Source organism: Nocardia jejuensis NBRC 103114 (assembly GCF_001613145.1).
GTDB classification, from domain to species: domain Bacteria; phylum Actinomycetota; class Actinomycetes; order Mycobacteriales; family Mycobacteriaceae; genus Nocardia; species Nocardia jejuensis.
Genome location: NZ_BDBU01000018.1, coordinates 287262 through 306028 on the forward strand (window position 1 = coordinate 287262; position 18767 = coordinate 306028).

Consider the following 18767-nt stretch of genomic DNA (forward strand, 5'->3'; position numbering starts at 1 on the left):
ATGGGATTCTCCTAAACTGGATAACAGGTTTCCATGCCGGTCGGAATTAGTCAACGCGCAGCGGGTTCAGTCCAGGAACATGTCCGGGATCGGGTGGTCCCCACCGCCATAGCCCGACAGATCGGTCACGCCGGACTCGATGAGCAGCGGGGCGTCGACGTAGCAGTTGCCGGTGCTGTGACGCGCTGGGCGCGAGAGGATCTCGGCCGCGGCGTCGCCCATGATCCGCGGATCGCGCGAGGAGGCGAGCAACGCCTGCCCGTCGGGCATATTGGCCACCGCCGACGTCGCGATATAGGTCTGCGGCCACAGACAGTTCACCGCGATGCCCTCCGGGGCGAATTCGGCCGCCCAGCCCAGCGACAGCAGGGTCATGCCGTACTTGGACTGGGTGTAGGCGGGGTGTGCGCCCAGCCACCGCGGACTCGGGTTCAATGGCGGGGCCACGGTCAGCACGTGCGGGTTCGGGGCCCGTCGCAGATGCGGCAGGCAGGCTCGGGTCAGCAGGAACGTGCCGCGAATATTGATCTCCTGCATGAGATCGAACCGCTTGGCGGTCAGCTCGGCGGTGGGTGCGGTGGCGATGGCGCTGGCGTTGTTGACGCAGTAATCGATGCCCCCGAACCGCTCGACGCCGGTCTCGACCGCGCGCCGCACGTCCTCTTCGTTGCGCACATCGCCCACCACCGCGACCGCTTTGCCGCCGGCGGCCTCGAGTGCGGCCACCGCCGTGTGCACAGTGCCAGGCAGTCGCGGATGGGGATCGGCGGTCTTGGCCAGCACCACCACATTGGCGCCCTGCCGTGCGACCGCGTGTGCGATGGCCAGTCCGATGCCCCGGCTGCCGCCGGAGATGACCATGGTGCGGTCCGTGAAAAGTTGCTGCTGACTAGTCATTATTCTCCTCGGGCAGGTCCGTTTGCGCTTGATGGTATTGGCATTCTCTATTTCTGCAAGTACGGTATTCAACAATGAACGACCATGTCACCACCGCATCCGGCATCCCGTTGCGGCCGGTCTACGGACCGGACGATCGGCGCGCCGACCCGCCCGCGCCGGGCGCGTTTCCCTTCACCCGAGGCAACTTCTCCTCCGGCTATCGAGGCCGGCTGTGGACGTTCCGCCAGTACTCCGGTTTCGGCACCGCCGAGGAGTCCAACCGCCGCTACCGGTATCTGCTCGAACAGGGCGGCACCGGATTGTCCGTGGCACTGGACCTGCCGACCCAATGTGGTTACGACTCGGACGATCCCGAGGTGGGGGAGGAGGTGGGCCGGGTCGGCGTCGCGGTGGACACCCTGGCCGACGCCGAGGTGCTCTTCGCGGACATCCCGCTGGAGAAGATCAGCACCAGCTTCACCATCAACGGCACGGCCGCGATCCTGCTGGCGATGTACGTGGCCGCCGCCGAGAAGAAGGGCGTGCCGCGCGAAAAGCTCACCGGCACAATCCAGAACGACATCCTCAAGGAGTACGCCTCGCGCGGCACCTGGATCTGGCCGCCCGAGCCCTCGCTGCGCCTGATCGCGGACACCATCGAGTTCTGCGCGGCGGAGGTGCCGCGCTTCAACGCGATCTCGGTGGCGGGCGCGCACTTTCGCGACGCGGGCGCGAACGCGGTGCAGGAGATGGCGTTCACCCTCGCGGACGGCGTGACCTACTGCGATACCGTGGTCGAACGCGGGCGCATGAGCATCGACCAGTTCGCGCCGCAGATCTCGTTCTTCTTCTACACCCATGGCGACTTCTTCGAGGAGATCGCCAAATACCGTGCGGGACGCCGTCGTTGGGCCACCATCGTGCGTGAGCGCTACGGTGCGCAGGCCGACAAGGCCTCCATGTTCCGGTTCGGCTGTGTGGCCGGGGGCGCATCGTTGTACGCGCCGCAGGCCCAGAACAATCAGGTGCGCGTGGCGTACGAGGCCATGGCCGCGGTCCTGGGCGGTGTGCAATCGATGTTCACCGCCGCGTGGGACGAGCCGTTCGCGCTCCCCAGCGAGGAATCGGCCACCATGGCGCTGCGCACCCAGCAGATCCTCGCCTACGAAACCGGCGTCACCCGGGTCGCGGACCCACTGGGCGGTTCCTACTTCGTCGAGGCGCTCACCGACGCCACCGAGGAACGCATCATCGAGATCATGACCGACCTGGAAAACCATGGCGGCATGGTCCGTTCGATCGAGGACGGCTACCTGCAGGGGATGATCGCCGACGAGGCGTACCAACTGCACCGCGAAGTCGAACGCGGCGAGCGCCCGGTCGTCGGGGTGAACCGCTTCGTCTCGGAGGAACCCGCACCGGAGATCTCCACCTACGAATTGGACGCCGAGGGTCGCGATCTGCAATTGAAGCGGCTGGCGCGAGTGAAAGCCGAACGCGATCCCGGCGCCGTGCGCACCACCCTGGCCGCGTTGTCGCGCGCCGCGGAAGGAACCGAGAACCTCATGCATCCGCTCATCGACTGCGTCAACGCCTACTGCACGGTCGGGGAGATGACCACCGCGCTCAAGGACGTCTGGGGCGAATTCCAGCAGCCGGTGGTGTTCTGATGACCGCGCGCGTACTGGTCGCCAAGCCCGGTCTGGACGGACACGACCGCGGCGCGAAGATCGTCGCCCGCACCCTGCGCGATGCCGGATTCGAGGTGATCTACACCGGAATCCGCCAGCGCATCGAGGACATCGTGTCCATCGCGCTGCAGGAGGACGTCGCGGTCGTGGGCCTCAGCATTCTGTCCGGCGCGCACGTCGCGCTCACCACGCGGGTGGTGAACGCGCTGCGCGAGGCCGGCGCCGGTGACATCGCCGTGGTGGTCGGCGGCACCATCCCGGGCAGCGATGTCCCCAAATTGCTGGAAGCCGGTGCGGCGGCGGTCTTTCCGACCGGGACCGCCCTGGACGTACTCGTCACCGACATACGGGCACTGACCGGGACCACCGAGCCCGGACTTGAACAGGCAGTGGAGGAATCGTGCGCATCGGAGTAATGATCGGACCGGAGAAGGGCGACTCCGCACGCAAACTCTCCCGCATGCTGGCCGATATCGAATGGGCCGAATCAGCGGGGATGGACACCGCCTGGATACCCCAGATCCCCACCGACTTCGACGCCTTGATCACGGTCGCGCTCATGGGATCACGGACCAGCCGGATCGAACTGGGTACCGCCGTGGTGCCGTTGCAGGCCCAGCATCCGGTAGCGCTGGCTCGACAGGCGCTCTCCGCGCACGCCGCGGCGGGCGGACGGCTCGCGCTCGGGGTCGGGCCCTCGCATCACTGGATCGTGCGAGACATGCTCGGTCTGCCGTACGACCGGCCCGCCGCGTACACCCGCGACTACCTCGAGGTCCTGAACGCGGGCCTGAGCGGACCGGGGCAGGTGGACGTGGAGAACGACTCGTTCACCGTCCACAATCCGCAGGATCTGGGACCGGTCGCGCCACTGCCGGTGCTGGTCGCCGCGCTCGGCCCGGTCATGCTGCGCATCGCGGGCGAACAGGCCGACGGCACCATTCTGTGGATGGCCGATGAGCGCGCCATCTCCGACCACGTGGTCCCCAAGATCACCAAGGCCGCCGCCGACGCCGGGCGGCCCGCACCGCGCATCGTCGCCGGACTGCCCGTATGCCTGTGCCGCCCAGCCGAAGTCGACGAGGCCCGCGCTCGCGCCAACCGCATTCTGGGCGAGGCCGAGGTGTCGCCGAACTATCAGCGACTGCTCGAGCAGGGTTCCGCCGCCGATATCGGCGACCTGTGCATCGCGGGCGACGAGGAGTCCATCGCGGCCGGACTGCGCCGCTACGCCGAGGCCGGTGCGACCGATCTCTCGGTGCGGCTGCTGCCGCTCGGAAACGACCGCGACGAGCTGGTGGCCTCCAAGCGCCGCACTCGCGACATGATCGCCACGCTGGCAAAGGAATTGCGGTGACCGGCCCCCTGGCCGGTATCCGCGTGCTCGAGGTCGGCACCATGCTGGCCGGACCGTACGCCACCCTCATGCTGGCCGATCTGGGCGCGGAGGTCATCAAGATCGAACCGGCCTCGGGCGACATCTCCCGGCAGGTCGGCGACACCTATTTCGCCAGTCTCAATCGGGGCAAGCGCAGCGTGCGCGTGGATCTGAACACACCGGCGGGTCAGCAGAGGCTCGGCGCCCTGGCGGCGGAATCGCATGCGCTGCTGGTGAATCTGAAGCCCTCGGCGATCCACCGGCTCGGGCTCACCTACGCGGCGCTGCGAGAGTGGAACGAACGCCTGGTCTGCGTCGCGATCACCGGCTTCGGTCTGGAGGCGGGCGATCATCCCGCCTTCGACTACGTCATCCAGGCGGCCACCGGCGTCGCCGCGCTGACCGGCGATCCGGCGGGACCGCCTACGCTGCCGGGCTATTCGGCGGCCGACAACTCCACCGGGCTGACCGCGGCGCTCGGCCTGCTGGCCCAGATCGTGTCCGGCCGGGGCGGTCAGGTCGAGGTGTCACTGCGAGACGTCATGCTCTCGCAGCTGAACTATCACGCCTCCGCCTACCTGAACACCGGGACCGAGCCGCAGCGCAGGCCGTTCGGCGCGCACTCGTACTACGTTCCCGCGCAACTGTTCCCGACAGCGGACGGCTACCTGGCCCTGTTCATCACGCACGACGGCTTCTGGAAGTCCTTCTCCGGCGAAGCCGGAATCGACGGGTTCACGACCATGAGCGAACGCGTCGCCTCGCGCGCGCAGGTCCTCGACGTCGTCACCACGGCGCTGGCGGGCGACACCGCCGACAGCTGGGAGAAAAGGCTTCGGCCGCTGGGCGTTCCGGCCGCGGCGGTCCGTACGCTCCCCGAGGCGCTGAAGAGCGCGCCCGATGCCGTGGTGACGGCGGGCGACTACCGGCTGATCGGCAGCCCCATTCGAGTCGGCGGTCACAGCCCCGTGTACGGACCGCCGCCGCCCCTGGGCGAGTACGGCGATGCGCTCGCCGAGTAGGGCCGGAACATGAAGGATTCGGTGGCGCTCGCCTTCGAGGAGCGCGAATACACACTGCCCGAACTCGAGGCACTCGCCGGTGGACTCGCCGCGACCCTGCGGGCCCGGGGCGCGCGGCGCGGTGACCGCATCGCACTGATGTCCTCGAATCGGCCGGAATTCGTGATCGCCGTGCGGGCCGTCTGGCGGATCGGCGCGGCGGTCGTGCTGCTGAGCCCGGCCTGGAAGCGCACCGAGGTGGAACACGCGCTGGAGATCACCCGGCCCGCGCACGCGGTGGGCGATCACCCCGTTCTGGCCGACCTGATGCCGATGCTGTCGCTGGATGATCCCATCGTCCCGGCCCGCGGGGTGTACTCGGCGCCCGGTCCCGGAACCGACGCGGTGCTGGTGTTCAGTTCCGGCACAACCGGTTTGCCGAAGGCCGTGCGGCACACCCATGCCTCGCTCGCCGCGGCCGTCGAACAGTGGCGGGAGGCCCTGCGATTCACGGTGCGGGACCGCATTCAGGTGCTCACCCCGCCGTCGCACATTCTGGGACTCCTCAACATCCTGCTGGCGCTGCGGACCGGGGCGTGGATGCGCCTGCATCGCCGGTTCGATCTGGAGCGGATGCTGCGCCACATCGAGAAGGACCGCATCACGGTGGAAATGGCGGTGGCGCCGATCGCGATGGCCCTGGCCGCGCACGACGACCTCGAGTCCTACGACCTGTCGTCACTGCGCTACATCATGTGGGGCGCGACCCCGGTCACCGCGAGCATCGCCGAAACCGTCACGCTGCGAACGGGAGTCGGCTGGTTGCCCGCCTACGGGACCAGCGAACTGCCGGTCATCGCCTGCAATCCGATCGACCGTTCGCGCCTGGACAGCGTGGGTCGCCCGGTGCCGGGCGTGCGGGTGCGCGTGGTGTCCCCGGAGTCCGGACAGGTGCTGGGAACGGACGAGGTCGGTGAGATCCAGGCCCGCTCGGCGGCACTGATGGCGGGGTATCTGCCCGACTCCGCGACCGCGTCGGCCACCAGCGACGGGTGGTATCGCACCGGCGATATCGGCACGGTCGATGCCGGCGGGTGGCTGCGGCTGACCGACCGCCTCAAGGAAATGATCAAGGTGCGCGGTTTCCAGGTCGCACCCGCCGAGGTGGAAACCGTGCTACATGCGCATCCCGCCGTCGCCGACTGCGCGGTGTTCGGAATACCCGATTCCGCCGACGGCGAGTCGATCGTCGCGGCGGTCACGGTGTCGGCGCCGATCGACCCCGGCGAACTCGTCGCCTTCGTCGGCGCACGACTCGCCTCCTACAAACGGCCGCGCCATGTGGTGTTCGTGCCCGAGATTCCCCGTCTTCCCTCCGGCAAGGTTCTGCGCCGGGTTCTGAAGGAGCGCCATGGACGTACGTCTGACGAGTGAGCAGCGACAGCTGCGCGACGCCGCCGCGAAACTGGCCGATGATCTCGGCCCCGGATCCGTTTCGGAGCTCGAGGATCGCGCCCGGATCGCTCGGCTGGAGAAGGCCGTCGACACCGCGGGCTGGCGGGCCCTGCGCTCGGACGGAGCGTCGGGAGTCGAAATCGCGCTGGTGGCAGAGGAATTCGGCCGCCGCCTGGTCGATGTGCCGTTCCTGGGCCCGGTGCTGGCGGACGATCTGCGCGGGCACGGACTCGAGGACGACCGCCGCTGGACGATTTCGGCCGGTGATCGGGCCGTGGACGCTCGCGACTGCCACAGCGCGCTGGTCTTCGACGAACGGCATCTGCTGGCCGGTGAGGTGGGTTCGGCGCTCGAGGGAGCGGACCTCACCCGCGCGGATGCCGAGATCCGCATGCCGTTGCGCCCCATCGGTGAACTCTCCGCGGACCAGCTCGCGCAGTGGCACGCCCTGGCGCTGGTCGCCACCACCGCCGATCTGCTCGGCACCGCGCGCGGTGCGCACACGCTGGCCACCGAGTACGCGAAAGTCCGTGAGCAGTACGGCAGCACGATCGGCTCGTATCAGGCCGTCGCGCATCTGCTCGCGGAGGGGCTCGCCCTGATCGAGGGATCGATCAGCGTGCTGCGTCATGCCGCGTGGGCCGTGGACGAGCTCACCCCGTCCGAGGCGGTGCGTGCGGCGCGCATCGCCAAGCTCTACTGCGCCCGTGCCGCGCGCACGGTCTGCGAGACCGCGATCCAGGTACACGGCGGCATCGGCAATACCTGGGAATGCCTGGCGCACGTCTACCTGCGCCGGGCACTGGTCTCCACCGAACTGTTCCCCGTCCGACTGGAGGAAATCGACTGTGGACTTTCGTGATTCACCGCAGGAGGCGGCGTTCCGGTCCCGGCTGCGGGACTGGCTCGGGGAGGTGGCGGGACGATTCCCCACCTCCGGTGACGAGTACTGGGCCAGGCAGGGCGAGTGGCATCGCGCCCTGTACGAGGCCGGATTCTTCGGTCTGTCGTGGCCGAAACACCTAGGCGGACACGAACTTCCGCCGGTGTACGACGTCATTCTCGACGAGGAACTGGCCGCCGCCGGAGCTCCGCCGCGTCCCAGCCTCGGCTACCTGGTCAGTGGATTGGGTAGGCACGGCAGCGCCGAGATCCAGCAGCGGTTCCTGCCCGGCATGATCAACGGCAGTGAGCGCTGGTGTCAGGGATTCAGCGAGCCCGGCGCCGGTTCGGACCTGGCCTCGCTGCGCACGACGGCCACCCGCGAGGGCGACGAGTACGTCATCCACGGGCACAAGATCTGGACCAGCTACTCCGATATCGCGGACTGGTGCCTGCTGCTGGCCCGCACCGATCCGCACGCGCCTCGGCACAAGGGCATTTCGGCGTTCGTCATCTCGATGAAGCAGCCGGGTGTGCGACAGCGGCCGCTGCGCATGATCAGCGGAATCACCACCGAGTTCGGGCAGGTCGAGTTCGACGGAGCGCGGGTTGCGGCCGATCAGATGGTCGGCGCACCCGGTGAAGGCTGGAAACTGGCCATGACCGTGGTCGGTCACGAACGCGAGCCCGCGACCCTGGGCTATGCCGCGCGCTACGGAAAACTGGTGCGCCAGATGGCATCCCGGGTCGAGGGCGCGGCACCGGCCGAACTCGCCTGGGCGAGTGTGGAAACCGAGATGCTGCGCCTGCACGTGCGCCGGCGACTCTCGGAACAGCTGGACGGCGTCTCGCACGGCCCCGAGGGGTCGCTGGACAAGTTGCTCATGACCTGGGTCGAACAGTCGGTCGGCCATGCCGCGCTGGCCGTCACCGGCACCCGGGACCCCGAGTTGCTCGGCGCGTATCTGTACAGCCGCGCGCAGTCCGTCATGGGCGGCACCTCACAGATTCAGAAGAACATCATCGCCTCGCGCATTCTCGGATTGGAAGTGTGATCGTGTACGACCTGCCTGAAGAAATCACCGTCGACGCCGACGGACCGCTCCGCATCATCACGCTGAACCGGCCGGACGCGCTCAATGCCGTGAACGACGCGCTGCACACCGGGCTGGCGAAACTGTGGCCGCAGCTGTCCGATGATCGCGACGCCCGCGCGGCCGTGCTCACCGGCAGTGGGACCGCGTTCTCCGCCGGTGGCGATTTCACGTATCTCGCTGAGCTGGCCCGTGATTCGCGGCTGCGGTCCAAGACGATCGCGCACGGCCGGGACATCGTGCTGGGTATGGCGCGCTGCCGGGTGCCGATCGTGACGGCGGTCAACGGCCCGGCCGTCGGCCTGGGGTGCAGCCTGGTGGCGTTGAGCGACATCGTCTACATCGCCGAGACCGCGTACCTGAAGGATCCGCACGTGCAGGTGGGACTGGTCGCGGCCGACGGCGGTCCGGTCACCTGGCCGCTGCACACCAGCCTGCTGCTGGCGAAGGAGTACGCGCTCACCGGTGCGCGGATTCCCGCCGAGCGGGCGCGTGAGATGGGTCTGGTCAATCATGTGGTGGCCGACCCGATGTCGGAGGCGCTCGCGTGTGCCAAACGCATTCTGGGACTGCCGCAACAGGCGGTCGAGAGCACCAAGCGGCTGCTGAACCTGCATCTGGAGCGTGCGGTGCTGGCGACGCTGGACTACGCCACCACCGCGGAGGAGATCTCGTTCCAGCATCCGGATTTCCACGCCATCATCGAGCAGCTCAACGCCAAGAAGGGCTGAGCCGCCGCGCGACACAGCTGTCGGATACCTGTGGCCCCGGGATGGATTCCCGGGGCCACAGGCCGTTGTGACGGGTACCGGCCAGGAGAGGGGGCGGTACCCGTCACGCTTGTCGCGGCCAGGGCCGCGGTGGTGTGGAACCGCAGTGTTACTTCGGCGGGAACCGCAGTGCGCCGTCGAGCCGAATCACCTCTCCGTTGAGGTAGTCGTTCTCGACGATCGACTGCACCAGCTGTGCGTACTCGGGTGAGCGGCCCATGCGATGCGGATGCGGAACCTGCTTGCTCCAATAGGCTTCGAGCTGATCGGCCGCCTTGCCGTAGGCGGGAGTGTTGAACGTGCCCGGCGCGATGGTGACCACGCGCACGCCCAGCGGCGACAGATCCCGCGCGGCGACGAGGGTCATGCTCACCACACCGCCCTTGGCGGCGGCATACGGCAGCTGCCCGATCTGCCCCTCGTACGCGGCGATCGATGCGGTATTGATGATGACACCGCGCGAACCCTCCTCCAGCGCATCGGTTCCGGCGATCGCCGCCGCGGAGAGCCGCATGACGTTGAAGACCGCCGTCAGATAGAACTCGACGGTCGTGCGGAAGCCCTCGAGCGGCAGCGGCGAGCCGTCCTTGCCGACCAGGCGGCCACCGGTAGCGGGGCCACCGTGGGTGTCCACCGAAATCCGCAGCGGCGCCAGGGATTCCGCGAGCGCGATGGCGGCCAGTACCGATTCCTCGCTGGTCGCGTCGGTATGGATGTAGTGGATGCCGAGCTCCGCCTCGAGCTCTTTGCCCTTGTCGTCGGCGACATCGGCGACCACCACCTCGGCCCCGGCGGCGTGCAGGCGGCGCACGGTGGCCTCACCCAGACCGCCCGTGCCGCCGACCACCAGCGCCGAGTTTCCTTTGATCTGCATCTCGCGTCCTCTCTTGCAATTAACGCTCTCTGTCGGCGAGAATAGCATTCTCATGAACATCAACATGATTCTCGATATGGCGTCCTCGGGCGGTGACCGCACCGTGGTCACCGCCGCCGGCCGATCCCTGACCGCCACCGAACTGCACAGGCTGGCCCGGCGCGCCGCGGGCCGCTTCCGGGGCCATCCGGCGGTGCTCTACCTGGGCGTGAACCATCTCGCCTATCCGGTGGCGCTGTTCGGATCGGTGCTGGCCGGGGTGCCGTTCGTGCCGCTCAACTACCGGCTCGGCGCGGACCAGCTGGGTGCGCTGGTGGACCGTCATCCCGGTGCGCTGGTGCTGCGGTCCGAGGACCTGGACGCACTGGTCGACGCCCATGGGGGACAGGGCGATTCGGAGGGCGGCGACCTCGACTGGGACGGGGAGAGCGTCGCGGTGATCATCTACACCAGCGGCACCACCTCCGCGCCCAAGGCCGCGCTACTGCGCCACCGGCACCTGATGGCGTACGTGCTGAACACCCTCGAATTCGGTTCCGCCGCGGAGTCGGACGCGACGCTGGTGTCGGTGCCGCCGTATCACATCGCGGGTCTGACGAATCTGCTCTCGAACCTCTACACGGGTCGGCGCATCGTGTATCTCACGGCGTTCGAGGCCACACAGTGGCTCGAGACCGTTCGGGCCGAGCGCGTCACGCACGCCATGCTGGTTCCGACCATGCTCGCGCGGATCGTCGCCGCGGTGGACGGGCCCGATGCGGGCACCCCGAGTCTGCTGAGCCTGGCGTACGGCGGGTCACGCACTCCCCGGCCTGTGCTGGAGCGGGCGCTGCGAGTCTTCCCCGAGACCGGTTTCGTCAATGCGTACGGACTCACCGAGACGGCCTCGTCCATCGCCGTGCTCGGCCCGGAGGATCACCGCACCGCCTTCGCGTCCCAGGATCCGGCGGTGCGGGACCGGCTCGGTTCGGTGGGCCGCACCCTGCCCGGTATCGAGATCCAGATCCGCACGGAGACCGATGAACTCGCCGAGGTGGGCGAGACCGGCCTGGTGTTCGCGCGCGGCGCGCAGATCTCCGGCGAATACGGCGGGCGCAGTGCGCTCGATGCCGAAGGCTGGTTTCCCACAAGGGATCTGGGTCGTCTCGATGCCGAGGGCTACCTGTTCATCGAGGGCCGCGCCGACGACACCATCATCCGGGGCGGGGAGAACATCGCGCCCGCCGAGATCGAGGACGTACTGCTCGACTACCCGGGCATCACCGAGGCCGCCGTCATCGGCGTGCCCGATCCGGAATGGGGTCAGCGACTCGTCGCGGTCCTGGTCGGCGCCGGTGACCCGGAGGCGATCACGGCGTGGGTGAAGGCGCGGCTGCGCTCCTCCAAGACTCCCGACGCCATCGTGTTCCGCCCCGAACTGCCCAAGACAGAGACCGGAAAACTGTTGCGCCGCAACCTGGTCGCAGAAGTGGAGAGCACCAATGCCTGAAGCCGTTATCGTATCCGCGCTGCGCACCCCCATCGGCACCGCCCGCCGGGGAACACTCCGCGACACCAACGCCTTCGACCTCGCCCACCACGTCGTCGCGGCGGCCGCTGCCCACACCGGCGGGCACCCGATCGACGATGTGATCCTGGGCGAAGGCCGCTACGGCGGTGGCGTCCTGGCGCGTCACGCGGCAGTCACCGCGGGGCTCGACACCGTTCCCGGATTGGCCCACAACCGGCACTGTGCCGCGGGCATGGCCGCGGTGCAGAGCGCCGCGGCCTCGATCCGCGCGGGCATGGACGAGGTGATCATCGCCGGCGGCGTCAATTCCGACTCCACCGCACCCAAATCGCGATTCCGGACCGGCGAGGACGAATGGGCCGACCCCTGGGTCTCGCCCTCCCACCCCGACCGGCCCGACGCCCCGAACCTCGACATGTCGATCACGGTCGGCTGGAACACGGCCGTCAAGTACGGCCTGACCCGAGAAGAGATGGACGCCTGGGCATTGCGGTCGCACCGTAACGCGATCACGGCCATCGACGAGGGTCGCTTCGACGCCGAGATCGTGCCCATCGACACCCCGCACGGGCGATTCACCACCGACGAGCACCCGCGTCGCGCCACCAGCGCCGAGAAGCTCGCCTCTCTCAAACCGCTGCATCCGGAGATCGAGGGCTTCAGCATCACCGCCGGCAACGCCTCCGGAGCCAACGACGCCGCGGTCGCCCTGGTGATCGCCGGCGATTCGGTGGGCCTGCCCGCCCTGGCCACCATCCGCTCGTGGGCCTCTGCCGGTATCGATCCGGCCCTGACCGGCCTGGCCCCCATCGCCGCCATCCGCAAAACCCTTGCCCGCGCGGGAGTATCGATCGGCGAAATCGACCTGTTCGAAATCAACGAGGCCTTCACCTCGGTGCCGGTCGCCATGATCAAGGAATTCGGCCTCGACCCCGACCGGGTCAACGTGAACGGCAGCGGTTGCTCGCTCGGGCACCCCGTCGCCGCGACCGGCGCCCGCATGATCGTCACCATGGTGCACGAATTGCGGCGTCGCGGTGGGGGACTGGGCATCACCGCCCTGTGTGCGGGTGGCGGGATGGGCTCGGCAACTCTGATCGAGGTCCCCGCCCGGTGATCCACACGATCCGATGAACATCCCCGAACTGATGGCCGCCGCGCGGGCGGGCTCGATCCGTGCGGCGGGCCGACTGCTCACCCTGGTCGAAAGCCCGCGCCGCGCAGAGGTTCTGGCAGAAATCGCGCACACCCCTGTGCGCGTCGTCGGCGTCACCGGCCCACCCGGTGCGGGCAAGTCCACCACCATCGCGTCCCTGGTCGGTGTCTACCGCCGGCAGGGCCTGCGGGTGGCGGTGCTGGCCGTGGACCCCTCCTCTCCCTACAGCGGCGGCGCTCTGCTGGGCGACCGAATCCGCATGGCCGCCCACATCAACGACCCCGACGTCCTGATTCGCTCCGTGGCCACCCGGGGTCACCTCGGCGGCCTGGCCGAAGCGGTCCCCGCCGCCATCCGCCTGCTGGCAGCCCTGTCCTATGACCTGATCCTGCTCGAGACGGTCGGCGTCGGCCAGTCCGAAATCGAGATCGCCGCCCTCGCGGACCCCACCCTGGTCATTTTGAATCCCGGTGCGGGCGACGCCATTCAAGCCGCCAAGGCGGGCCTGCTGGAAGTAGCGGACCTGATCGTGGTCAACAAGGCCGACCGCGAAGGCGCCGACCAGACGGTCCGCGACCTGCACGCCGAAACCGACGCCCCCGTCCTCACCCTCAGCGCCGTCCGAGGCGACGGTCTCTCCGCCGTGGTGCAAGCCATAGAGGCGCACCACCGCACCGACACCCCCACCCGCCGAACCGCCCGAGCCCGCTCCCAAATCCTCTCGCTGGCGCACACCCGCCTTCGTATCCACCCCGACCTGGACGCCCTCGCCGCCTCGGTGGCCGCAGGCCACATCGACCCCTACACCGCCGCGGAACGACTGCTCCCAACCTCCAACGGTGCGACCCCGGCCCCCTGAATTCCGAATCCTGCCCGCTCAGTCCCAGCCCGCGCCACTGACGATGTGCGCCGCCGCTCCCCAGGGCGACAACCCGTTCCGCTCCATGCCCTGTGTCAGCCCGTCCATGACCGCCAACAGAATCCAGCGCAGGCGCAGCAGCGAGGGATCGAGCAGCCGGAATATTCGCAGGCACTCGACGATATCCTCATCGCTCGTCAGCACGCCGCTGATACCCCGCCGAATTGCCTGTTCCCCTACCTCCCAGCTCTTTTCGTCCTCGCTGGACAGGTCGCGCCACGGCCCGCGATAGGACATGGCCGGCATGAATTGCTCGACCGTTATCCCAATCCTGGCCGCGCACAACGATCCCCACGTCGCGGTCAGCCACAGCAGCCCGTACAGCACCCGGTCCGGATTCCCGGCCGCCAGTCGATCGAAGTCTTGCTCCGCACTTTCCTGGGAGGCGATACCGAACCAGGACCGCACCGACTGCTCGAGCTCGATCAGCTCGGTCGATGCCAGGTACCGCGCCAGCGGACGCGGCACCTCCGCGAAATTCCCGGTCTGTCGGTCCTCGACTCGCACTGTTTCCACGCCGCCCGACTATATCGGCCACGACCGGCGTCGACCGTTCGATTCTCCGGGGATCGGTTACCGCGGGTCCGAACTCAGGGCCGGAAGCGCAGCAGCGCCTCCTGGGCGAAGGAGGCCACGAGGGTGCCGTCGGCGGTGAGGACGTCTCCGCGTCCGAAGCAGCGGCCGTGCGCCAGGATCGGGCTGTGGTGGCGCATGAGGAGCCAGTCGTCCGCGCGGAAGGGCCGGTGGAACCAGATGGTGTGTGAGGTGGTGGCGGAGGTGAAGGCGGTGCCGTTGCCGCGCTGCCCGAACCCTTCCATCGGGCGCAGGGCGGTGCCGATGAGGTTGAGGTCGGTGGCGTAGGCGATCAGGGCTTGGCCGTGTTCGGCGCCGACTTGCGGGGTGCGCATCCACAGGTCGTAGTCGGGCGCGTGCGCGTCGAGCGAGTCCAGGTTCCCAGTGGAGCGAGTCTCCCACGGGATGAGGTCCAGGCGCACTCCGTGTTCGGGAGCCAGGATCGGTGGAACCGCTTCGGCGGTCTGGTGTTCGGGCCCGTCCTCCGCGGCGTGCATGGACACCGTCGCGGTGGCGACGACCTCACCCTTTTGCCGGGCGATGATCGTCAGAGTCGCGAAAGACCTGCCGCGGTGCTGGATTTGGACCACGTAGCGCACCGGCGCGTCGCTCTTGCCCTCGCGCGCGAAGAGCACGTGCATGGACTTGACCGCCTTGTCGGGGCAGGCGATATCGGCCGCGCGCAGGAACTGCGCGAGCAGCTGTCCACCGAACAGGCGGTGATATTCGAGCTGCTGATTGGGCCCCTCGAACGTGGCGAGCGTGCTGTGGCGATCCGCGCCTCGGGCATGCGGATCGCCTTCGCGCGTCGCGGCGGAACTCGGCCGCAGTTCGAGGCAGGCGAGCAGATCGGTCCAGAGGTCGGGCATGAACCGATGTAATCATAATTCGCAATGAATGAGAATAGGATTCTCTTCAGCCGCGTGCGGAGAAGCCTGTCGAGCAGAATTCCCACACCTCACCGGCCGTGATGGGATGCACCGTCTCCTCGTCGGTGCTGCCGCTCGACTGCGCGGTGAACATGACCGTCTGCATGACGATCGCCGCCATGCGCCGCGGCTCGATGCTCTTGCGCAACTTGCCGGCAGCCTCGGCCTCGGTCATCAATTCGGTGAACAGCGCGAGTAGCGGCGCGTGCGCGACCTTGACGTGCGCCGGATGTGAAACCAGCAGGCGCGGCGCGAAATCGGTGAACAGCGGCCGCTGCGCGGTCGGGTCGGGACGGCACAGTTCGAAAAGCAACTCGACCGCCACCTGAAGCCGGTCGAGCGGATCCTTCTTGCCCGCCGCGGCGGCCCGGATCTGGTCGGCGGCCCGGACCAGGGCGTCCTCGAACAGCGCCAGCAGCAATTCGTGTTTGCCGTCGAATTGCAGGTAGAAGCTGCGCAGCGACTGCCGCGAGCGCTCGACGACCTCCTGGACGGTGAAGTCGGTGGTGCCCTTCTCCGTGATGATCGCCTGCGCGGCATCGAGGAAGCGCTGAACCCGCTCTTCGGCCCGCAGTTTCGCACTGCGCAGCGAACGCTCCACGGCGCGCTGCTTCCACGCCGGCTCGTCATTGGGAAGGGTCACGGCGCGACCGGTCCTCTGTCATGTGTGGAGAACATGATTGCACCTTACCGGAAACGCGACTTGTTCCTACTCCTAGGGTGCGTGTCGCGTTCCCGCGCTGAGACGCTTACTTTCCTGAAACGAGAATGCTATTCTCACCCTCAATGTGCGACGAGGCATGGTGAGGAGGCCTGGATGATCTTCGAGTTCGACTCGGATCAGCGGCTGTGGCAGGAGACGGTCCGCGACATCGTCGCGAAACGGTGCCCGCCGACGGTGATCCGCGAGATCGTCGACAAGGGCGCGGATCCTGATCCGGTATGGCGGGCGTACGTCGAGCAGGGCTGGACCGAGCTCACGGATCCGGAGAACGCCGTCGAGTTGGCGATCGTGCTCGAAGAACTGGGGCGCGCCACCGATCCCACGCCGTATCTGGCGACCCTGACCCAATTCGCCCCCCTCGCACCGGACTTCGTGCGTCCCGGCGAGACCGGAGCAGCCGTGTTCGACGGCGTGCTGGCGCGACGCGAGGGCACCGGCTGGCGCTTGGACGGGACGGCCCGGCATGTCCTGGACGGCGATCGCGCCGAGCGCCACGCCGTGGTGACCGCCGCCGGAGTCTTCGTGGTGCCCGCGTCGGCCGTCACCGTCTCCCGCACCGAGATATTCGACCCCGTGGCGCATCTGGCCGAGGTGTCCTTCGACAACGTGCGGGTCGGCGACGCGGACCGAAGCGTCGTGCGGATGCGCGAGGCACGCGGTCTCGCGCTGACCGGGCTGGCTCTGACCACCGTGGGCGCCTGCCAGCGGATCCTGGACCTGGTGCTCGAGCAGGTGCGCACCCGGCAGCAGTTCGGTGTGCCCATCGGCTCGTTCCAGGCGGTCAAGCACAAGGCCGCCGATATGCACGTGGCCGTCGAAAGAGCCCGTGCGCTGGCCTATTACGCCGCTCTGACGATCGCCGAGCGCGATCCCGGCCGCGGACTCGCCGCGTCCATGGCCAAGGCGGCGGCCGGTGAATGCCAGTCGCTGGTGTTCCGTCACGGCGTGCAGCTCTTCGGCGCCATGGGGTTCACCTGGGAAAACGATGTGCAGTTCGCGCTCAAGCGGGCCAAGTTCGGCGAGCTGCTGCTCGGCGGCGCGGCCACCCATCGGGCACTGATCGCCGAGGAGTACCGTGCAGCTCACCTTTGATGCCGAGGTCGAGGCCTTCCGCGCCGAATTCGTCGACTTCCTGACCGAGCACCTGCCCGGTGCCGACGAGGTCGCGCAGCGATCCCGCTCCAGCGCCGACGTTCCCGAGTGGGCCCGCCGCTGGCAGCGCCTGCTTTTCGACAGCGGCTGGCTGCTCCCGGCCAACCCGCCCGAATTCGGCGGCCGGGACGCGACGCTGCTGCAGCAGTACGTCCACCTTCAGGAACTCTCGAAGCGCCGGATCTACCACAGCTTCAATCCGCAGGGCCTCGGCATCATCGCGGCCTCACTGCTGACCTTCGGCACGCCCGAGCAGAAGAAGCGCTGGGCCGCACCGATTCTCCGCGCCGAGATCACCGCCGCTCTCGGTATGAGCGAACCGGGAGCCGGGTCGGATCTGGCCTCGCTGCGCACCCGCGCGGTCCTGGACGGCGAGCACTTCGTCGTGAACGGGCAGAAGGTGTGGACCTCGGGCGCGCACAACGCCGATGTACTGCTCACCTTCGTCCGCACCGATCCGGACGCGCCCAAGCACAAGGGGATCAGCGTCCTGCTGATTCCCACCGACACCCCGGGCGTGACCCGGCGTCCGTTCGCATCCGCCTGCGCCCCGGACGATCTCGATTTCAACGAGGTCTTCTTCGAGGACGTGCGGGTGCCCGCGGCGAACCTGATCGGTGAATTGCACGGTGGCTGGAAGGTGGCCAACGGGTCACTCGGGCACGAGCGCACCCTGCTGTGGCTCAGTTTCGCCGACCGGCTCGAGGACCTGGTCGCGGACTCGCGGCCGCGTACCGAGCTGGACCGGGACCGCTACGCCACGCTCGTCATGGATTTACAGGCGCTGCGACTGCTCGGGTCCGCGGCTCTGGCCCGCGAAGCCCGCGGGCAGCAAGACGTTCCGGCGCTGTCGGTACTCAAACTCCTGGGCTCCGAGGCGGTGCAGTCCGCCTCGGAGGCGGCGCTGAACGCGGCGGGACAGGACGGCCTGCATCATCCCGCGATGACCGGGCCGTACACCCCGATGAGTATCGAGCACTTCACGAGCAGCTGGTTCGAGCGTTATCTGCGCAGTTTCGCCGGAACGATCGCCGGCGGCACCTCCGAGATTCAACGCAACATCATCGCCGAGCGCGTGCTCGGCCTTCCACGAAGCTGAAAAGGGTTCCACCATGCGCACTTCCCTCCGCCACGCCGTTGTCGCGTGCTGTCTCGTGACCCTCACCGCCACGGCGGTCGTCGGCTGCGGCAGCGACGACGACTCCACGGCCGCGACGACCTCCGCGGTCAAGACCTCCGCGAGTTCCGCTGCGGCGAGCGGTGGTTCGACGGCATCGGCCGCCGACACCAAGGCCGTCACCGACGCCTACGTGACGTTCTTCAACGGCCAGACCCCCGCCGCCACCCGCGCCGGACTCGTCGAGAAGGGCGCGGCCTTCCAGCCGGCGCTCGAGGGTATGGCCGTCAACCCGCAGGCCACCGGCACCAGCGTCACGGTCGCCGAGGTGAAGCTCAGCGACGCCACGCACGCCGACGTGAAATACACGCTGCTGCTCAACGGAACTCCGGCCCTGCCGGACCAGTCCGGCCAGGCCGTGAAGGACGCCGGCACCTGGAAGGTCGCGGCCGCCACCTTCTGCGCCCTGCTGTCCATCCAGAGTGGTGGTCAGACCACCGCCTGCTGAGCACCTGCGGCGGGCCGCACTGTGATGACCGCGGCGGGCCGCGGCGTGATGACCGCGGCGGGCCGCGGCGTGATGACCGCGGCGGGCCGCGGCGTGATGACTGCGGCCCGCCGCGTCTACCGATCCCGGAAATCGATTGTGAGAGTGAAGGAACC

General features: G+C 68.4%; 19 protein-coding genes. 14 read left to right on the plus strand and 5 right to left on the minus strand.

The window, feature by feature from the left end:
• Positions 1–66 precede the first annotated feature (66 nt).
• Positions 67–897: an SDR family oxidoreductase gene (locus NJ1_RS15030; protein WP_067693641.1), complete on the minus strand. Its 831-nt coding sequence runs from the start codon at positions 895–897 to the stop codon at positions 67–69.
• 74 nt (positions 898–971) lie between these two features.
• Here NJ1_RS15030 and NJ1_RS15035 point away from each other — a divergent pair, with 74 nt between their 5' ends.
• Genes NJ1_RS15035 through NJ1_RS15070 form a run of 8 tightly spaced genes read left to right on the plus strand, consistent with a single transcriptional unit; the run spans position 972 to position 9111 of the window.
• Entirely contained in the window at positions 972–2549 is a 1578-nt protein-coding gene (locus NJ1_RS15035) for a methylmalonyl-CoA mutase family protein (RefSeq protein WP_067693643.1), read from the plus strand.
• Positions 2549–2986 carry a cobalamin B12-binding domain-containing protein gene (locus NJ1_RS15040; protein ID WP_067693646.1) on the plus strand — a complete coding sequence of 146 codons (438 nt, stop codon included), beginning with the start codon at positions 2549–2551 and terminating at the stop codon, positions 2984–2986. The genes NJ1_RS15035 and NJ1_RS15040 overlap by 1 nt, the downstream gene beginning before the upstream one ends.
• A complete protein-coding gene (locus tag NJ1_RS15045) occupies positions 2971–3927 on the plus strand; it encodes an LLM class F420-dependent oxidoreductase (RefSeq protein WP_067693649.1) in 957 nt (318 codons plus the stop codon). The genes NJ1_RS15040 and NJ1_RS15045 overlap by 16 nt, the downstream gene beginning before the upstream one ends.
• On the plus strand, positions 3924–4970 hold the full coding sequence (locus NJ1_RS15050) for a CaiB/BaiF CoA transferase family protein (RefSeq protein ID WP_084478215.1): 1047 nt from the start codon (positions 3924–3926) through the stop codon (positions 4968–4970). The genes NJ1_RS15045 and NJ1_RS15050 overlap by 4 nt, the downstream gene beginning before the upstream one ends.
• Before the next feature lie 9 nt (positions 4971–4979).
• Positions 4980–6383: a class I adenylate-forming enzyme family protein gene (locus NJ1_RS15055; protein ID WP_067693651.1), complete on the plus strand. Its 1404-nt coding sequence runs from the start codon at positions 4980–4982 to the stop codon at positions 6381–6383.
• Positions 6361–7266: an acyl-CoA dehydrogenase family protein gene (locus tag NJ1_RS15060; RefSeq protein WP_067694002.1), complete on the plus strand. Its 906-nt coding sequence runs from the start codon at positions 6361–6363 to the stop codon at positions 7264–7266. Before NJ1_RS15055 ends, NJ1_RS15060 begins: the two co-directional genes overlap by 23 nt.
• The gene (locus tag NJ1_RS15065; protein WP_067693654.1) at positions 7253–8341 is read left to right on the plus strand and encodes an acyl-CoA dehydrogenase family protein; all 1089 of its coding nucleotides are present in this window, start codon (positions 7253–7255) and stop codon (positions 8339–8341) included. The genes NJ1_RS15060 and NJ1_RS15065 overlap by 14 nt, the downstream gene beginning before the upstream one ends.
• 2 nt (positions 8342–8343) lie before the next feature.
• Positions 8344–9111, plus strand: coding sequence for an enoyl-CoA hydratase/isomerase family protein (locus NJ1_RS15070; protein ID WP_067694008.1), 768 nt, complete (start codon positions 8344–8346; stop codon positions 9109–9111).
• Between the two features lie 148 nt (positions 9112–9259).
• On the opposite strand, the gene NJ1_RS15075 is transcribed toward NJ1_RS15070, so the two are convergent.
• Entirely contained in the window at positions 9260–10024 is a 765-nt protein-coding gene (locus tag NJ1_RS15075; protein WP_067693657.1) for an SDR family NAD(P)-dependent oxidoreductase, read from the minus strand.
• 52 nt (positions 10025–10076) lie between these two features.
• Here NJ1_RS15075 and NJ1_RS15080 point away from each other — a divergent pair, with 52 nt between their 5' ends.
• The 3 genes from NJ1_RS15080 to meaB are packed head-to-tail and all read left to right on the plus strand — an operon-like array spanning position 10077 to position 13549.
• On the plus strand, positions 10077–11513 hold the full coding sequence (locus tag NJ1_RS15080) for a class I adenylate-forming enzyme family protein (protein ID WP_067693660.1): 1437 nt from the start codon (positions 10077–10079) through the stop codon (positions 11511–11513).
• Positions 11506–12651, plus strand: a complete 1146-nt coding sequence (locus NJ1_RS15085; RefSeq protein ID WP_067693663.1) for a thiolase family protein — start codon at positions 11506–11508, stop codon at positions 12649–12651. The genes NJ1_RS15080 and NJ1_RS15085 overlap by 8 nt, the downstream gene beginning before the upstream one ends.
• Before the next feature lie 13 nt (positions 12652–12664).
• Entirely contained in the window at positions 12665–13549 is an 885-nt protein-coding gene (gene meaB / locus NJ1_RS15090; protein ID WP_067693666.1) for a methylmalonyl Co-A mutase-associated GTPase MeaB, read from the plus strand.
• 18 nt (positions 13550–13567) lie between these two features.
• On the opposite strand, the gene NJ1_RS15095 is transcribed toward meaB, so the two are convergent.
• From NJ1_RS15095 to NJ1_RS15105, 3 genes are all read right to left on the minus strand, one after another.
• Positions 13568–14125 carry a hypothetical protein gene (locus NJ1_RS15095; protein ID WP_067693669.1) on the minus strand — a complete coding sequence of 186 codons (558 nt, stop codon included), beginning with the start codon at positions 14123–14125 and terminating at the stop codon, positions 13568–13570.
• A gap of 74 nt (positions 14126–14199) precedes the next feature.
• A complete protein-coding gene (locus tag NJ1_RS15100) occupies positions 14200–15051 on the minus strand; it encodes an acyl-CoA thioesterase (RefSeq protein ID WP_067693671.1) in 852 nt (283 codons plus the stop codon).
• 46 nt (positions 15052–15097) lie between these two features.
• Positions 15098–15754, minus strand: a complete 657-nt coding sequence (locus NJ1_RS15105; protein ID WP_067693674.1) for a TetR/AcrR family transcriptional regulator — start codon at positions 15752–15754, stop codon at positions 15098–15100.
• A gap of 174 nt (positions 15755–15928) precedes the next feature.
• On the opposite strand from NJ1_RS15105, the gene NJ1_RS15110 reads away from it, so the two are divergent.
• From NJ1_RS15110 to NJ1_RS15120, 3 genes are read left to right on the plus strand one after another with little or no spacing between them, the layout of a single operon-like run.
• Positions 15929–16927, plus strand: a complete 999-nt coding sequence (locus NJ1_RS15110) for an acyl-CoA dehydrogenase family protein (protein ID WP_067693677.1) — start codon at positions 15929–15931, stop codon at positions 16925–16927.
• The gene (locus NJ1_RS15115) at positions 16911–18086 is read left to right on the plus strand and encodes an acyl-CoA dehydrogenase family protein (protein WP_067693680.1); all 1176 of its coding nucleotides are present in this window, start codon (positions 16911–16913) and stop codon (positions 18084–18086) included. Before NJ1_RS15110 ends, NJ1_RS15115 begins: the two co-directional genes overlap by 17 nt.
• Before the next feature lie 13 nt (positions 18087–18099).
• Positions 18100–18612: an MTB12 C-terminal domain-containing protein gene (locus NJ1_RS15120; RefSeq protein ID WP_067693684.1), complete on the plus strand. Its 513-nt coding sequence runs from the start codon at positions 18100–18102 to the stop codon at positions 18610–18612.
• Positions 18613–18767 lie beyond the last annotated feature (155 nt).

What these genes read in the sequence shown, in the direction of transcription:
- NJ1_RS15030 (WP_067693641.1), bottom strand. Translation starts at nt 897, where the DNA reads ATGACTAGTCAGCAGCAACTTTTCACGGACCGCACCATGGTCATCTCC.
- NJ1_RS15035 (WP_067693643.1), top strand. Translation starts at nt 972, where the DNA reads ATGAACGACCATGTCACCACCGCATCCGGCATCCCGTTGCGGCCGGTC.
- NJ1_RS15040 (WP_067693646.1), top strand. Translation starts at nt 2,549, where the DNA reads ATGACCGCGCGCGTACTGGTCGCCAAGCCCGGTCTGGACGGACACGAC.
- NJ1_RS15055 (WP_067693651.1), top strand. Translation starts at nt 4,980, where the DNA reads ATGAAGGATTCGGTGGCGCTCGCCTTCGAGGAGCGCGAATACACACTG.
- NJ1_RS15060 (WP_067694002.1), top strand. Translation starts at nt 6,361, where the DNA reads ATGGACGTACGTCTGACGAGTGAGCAGCGACAGCTGCGCGACGCCGCC.
- NJ1_RS15075 (WP_067693657.1), bottom strand. Translation starts at nt 10,024, where the DNA reads ATGCAGATCAAAGGAAACTCGGCGCTGGTGGTCGGCGGCACGGGCGGT.
- NJ1_RS15080 (WP_067693660.1), top strand. Translation starts at nt 10,077, where the DNA reads ATGAACATCAACATGATTCTCGATATGGCGTCCTCGGGCGGTGACCGC.
- NJ1_RS15085 (WP_067693663.1), top strand. Translation starts at nt 11,506, where the DNA reads ATGCCTGAAGCCGTTATCGTATCCGCGCTGCGCACCCCCATCGGCACC.
- meaB (WP_067693666.1), top strand. Translation starts at nt 12,665, where the DNA reads ATGAACATCCCCGAACTGATGGCCGCCGCGCGGGCGGGCTCGATCCGT.
- NJ1_RS15100 (WP_067693671.1), bottom strand. Translation starts at nt 15,051, where the DNA reads ATGCCCGACCTCTGGACCGATCTGCTCGCCTGCCTCGAACTGCGGCCG.
- NJ1_RS15110 (WP_067693677.1), top strand. Translation starts at nt 15,929, where the DNA reads ATGATCTTCGAGTTCGACTCGGATCAGCGGCTGTGGCAGGAGACGGTC.
- NJ1_RS15120 (WP_067693684.1), top strand. Translation starts at nt 18,100, where the DNA reads ATGCGCACTTCCCTCCGCCACGCCGTTGTCGCGTGCTGTCTCGTGACC.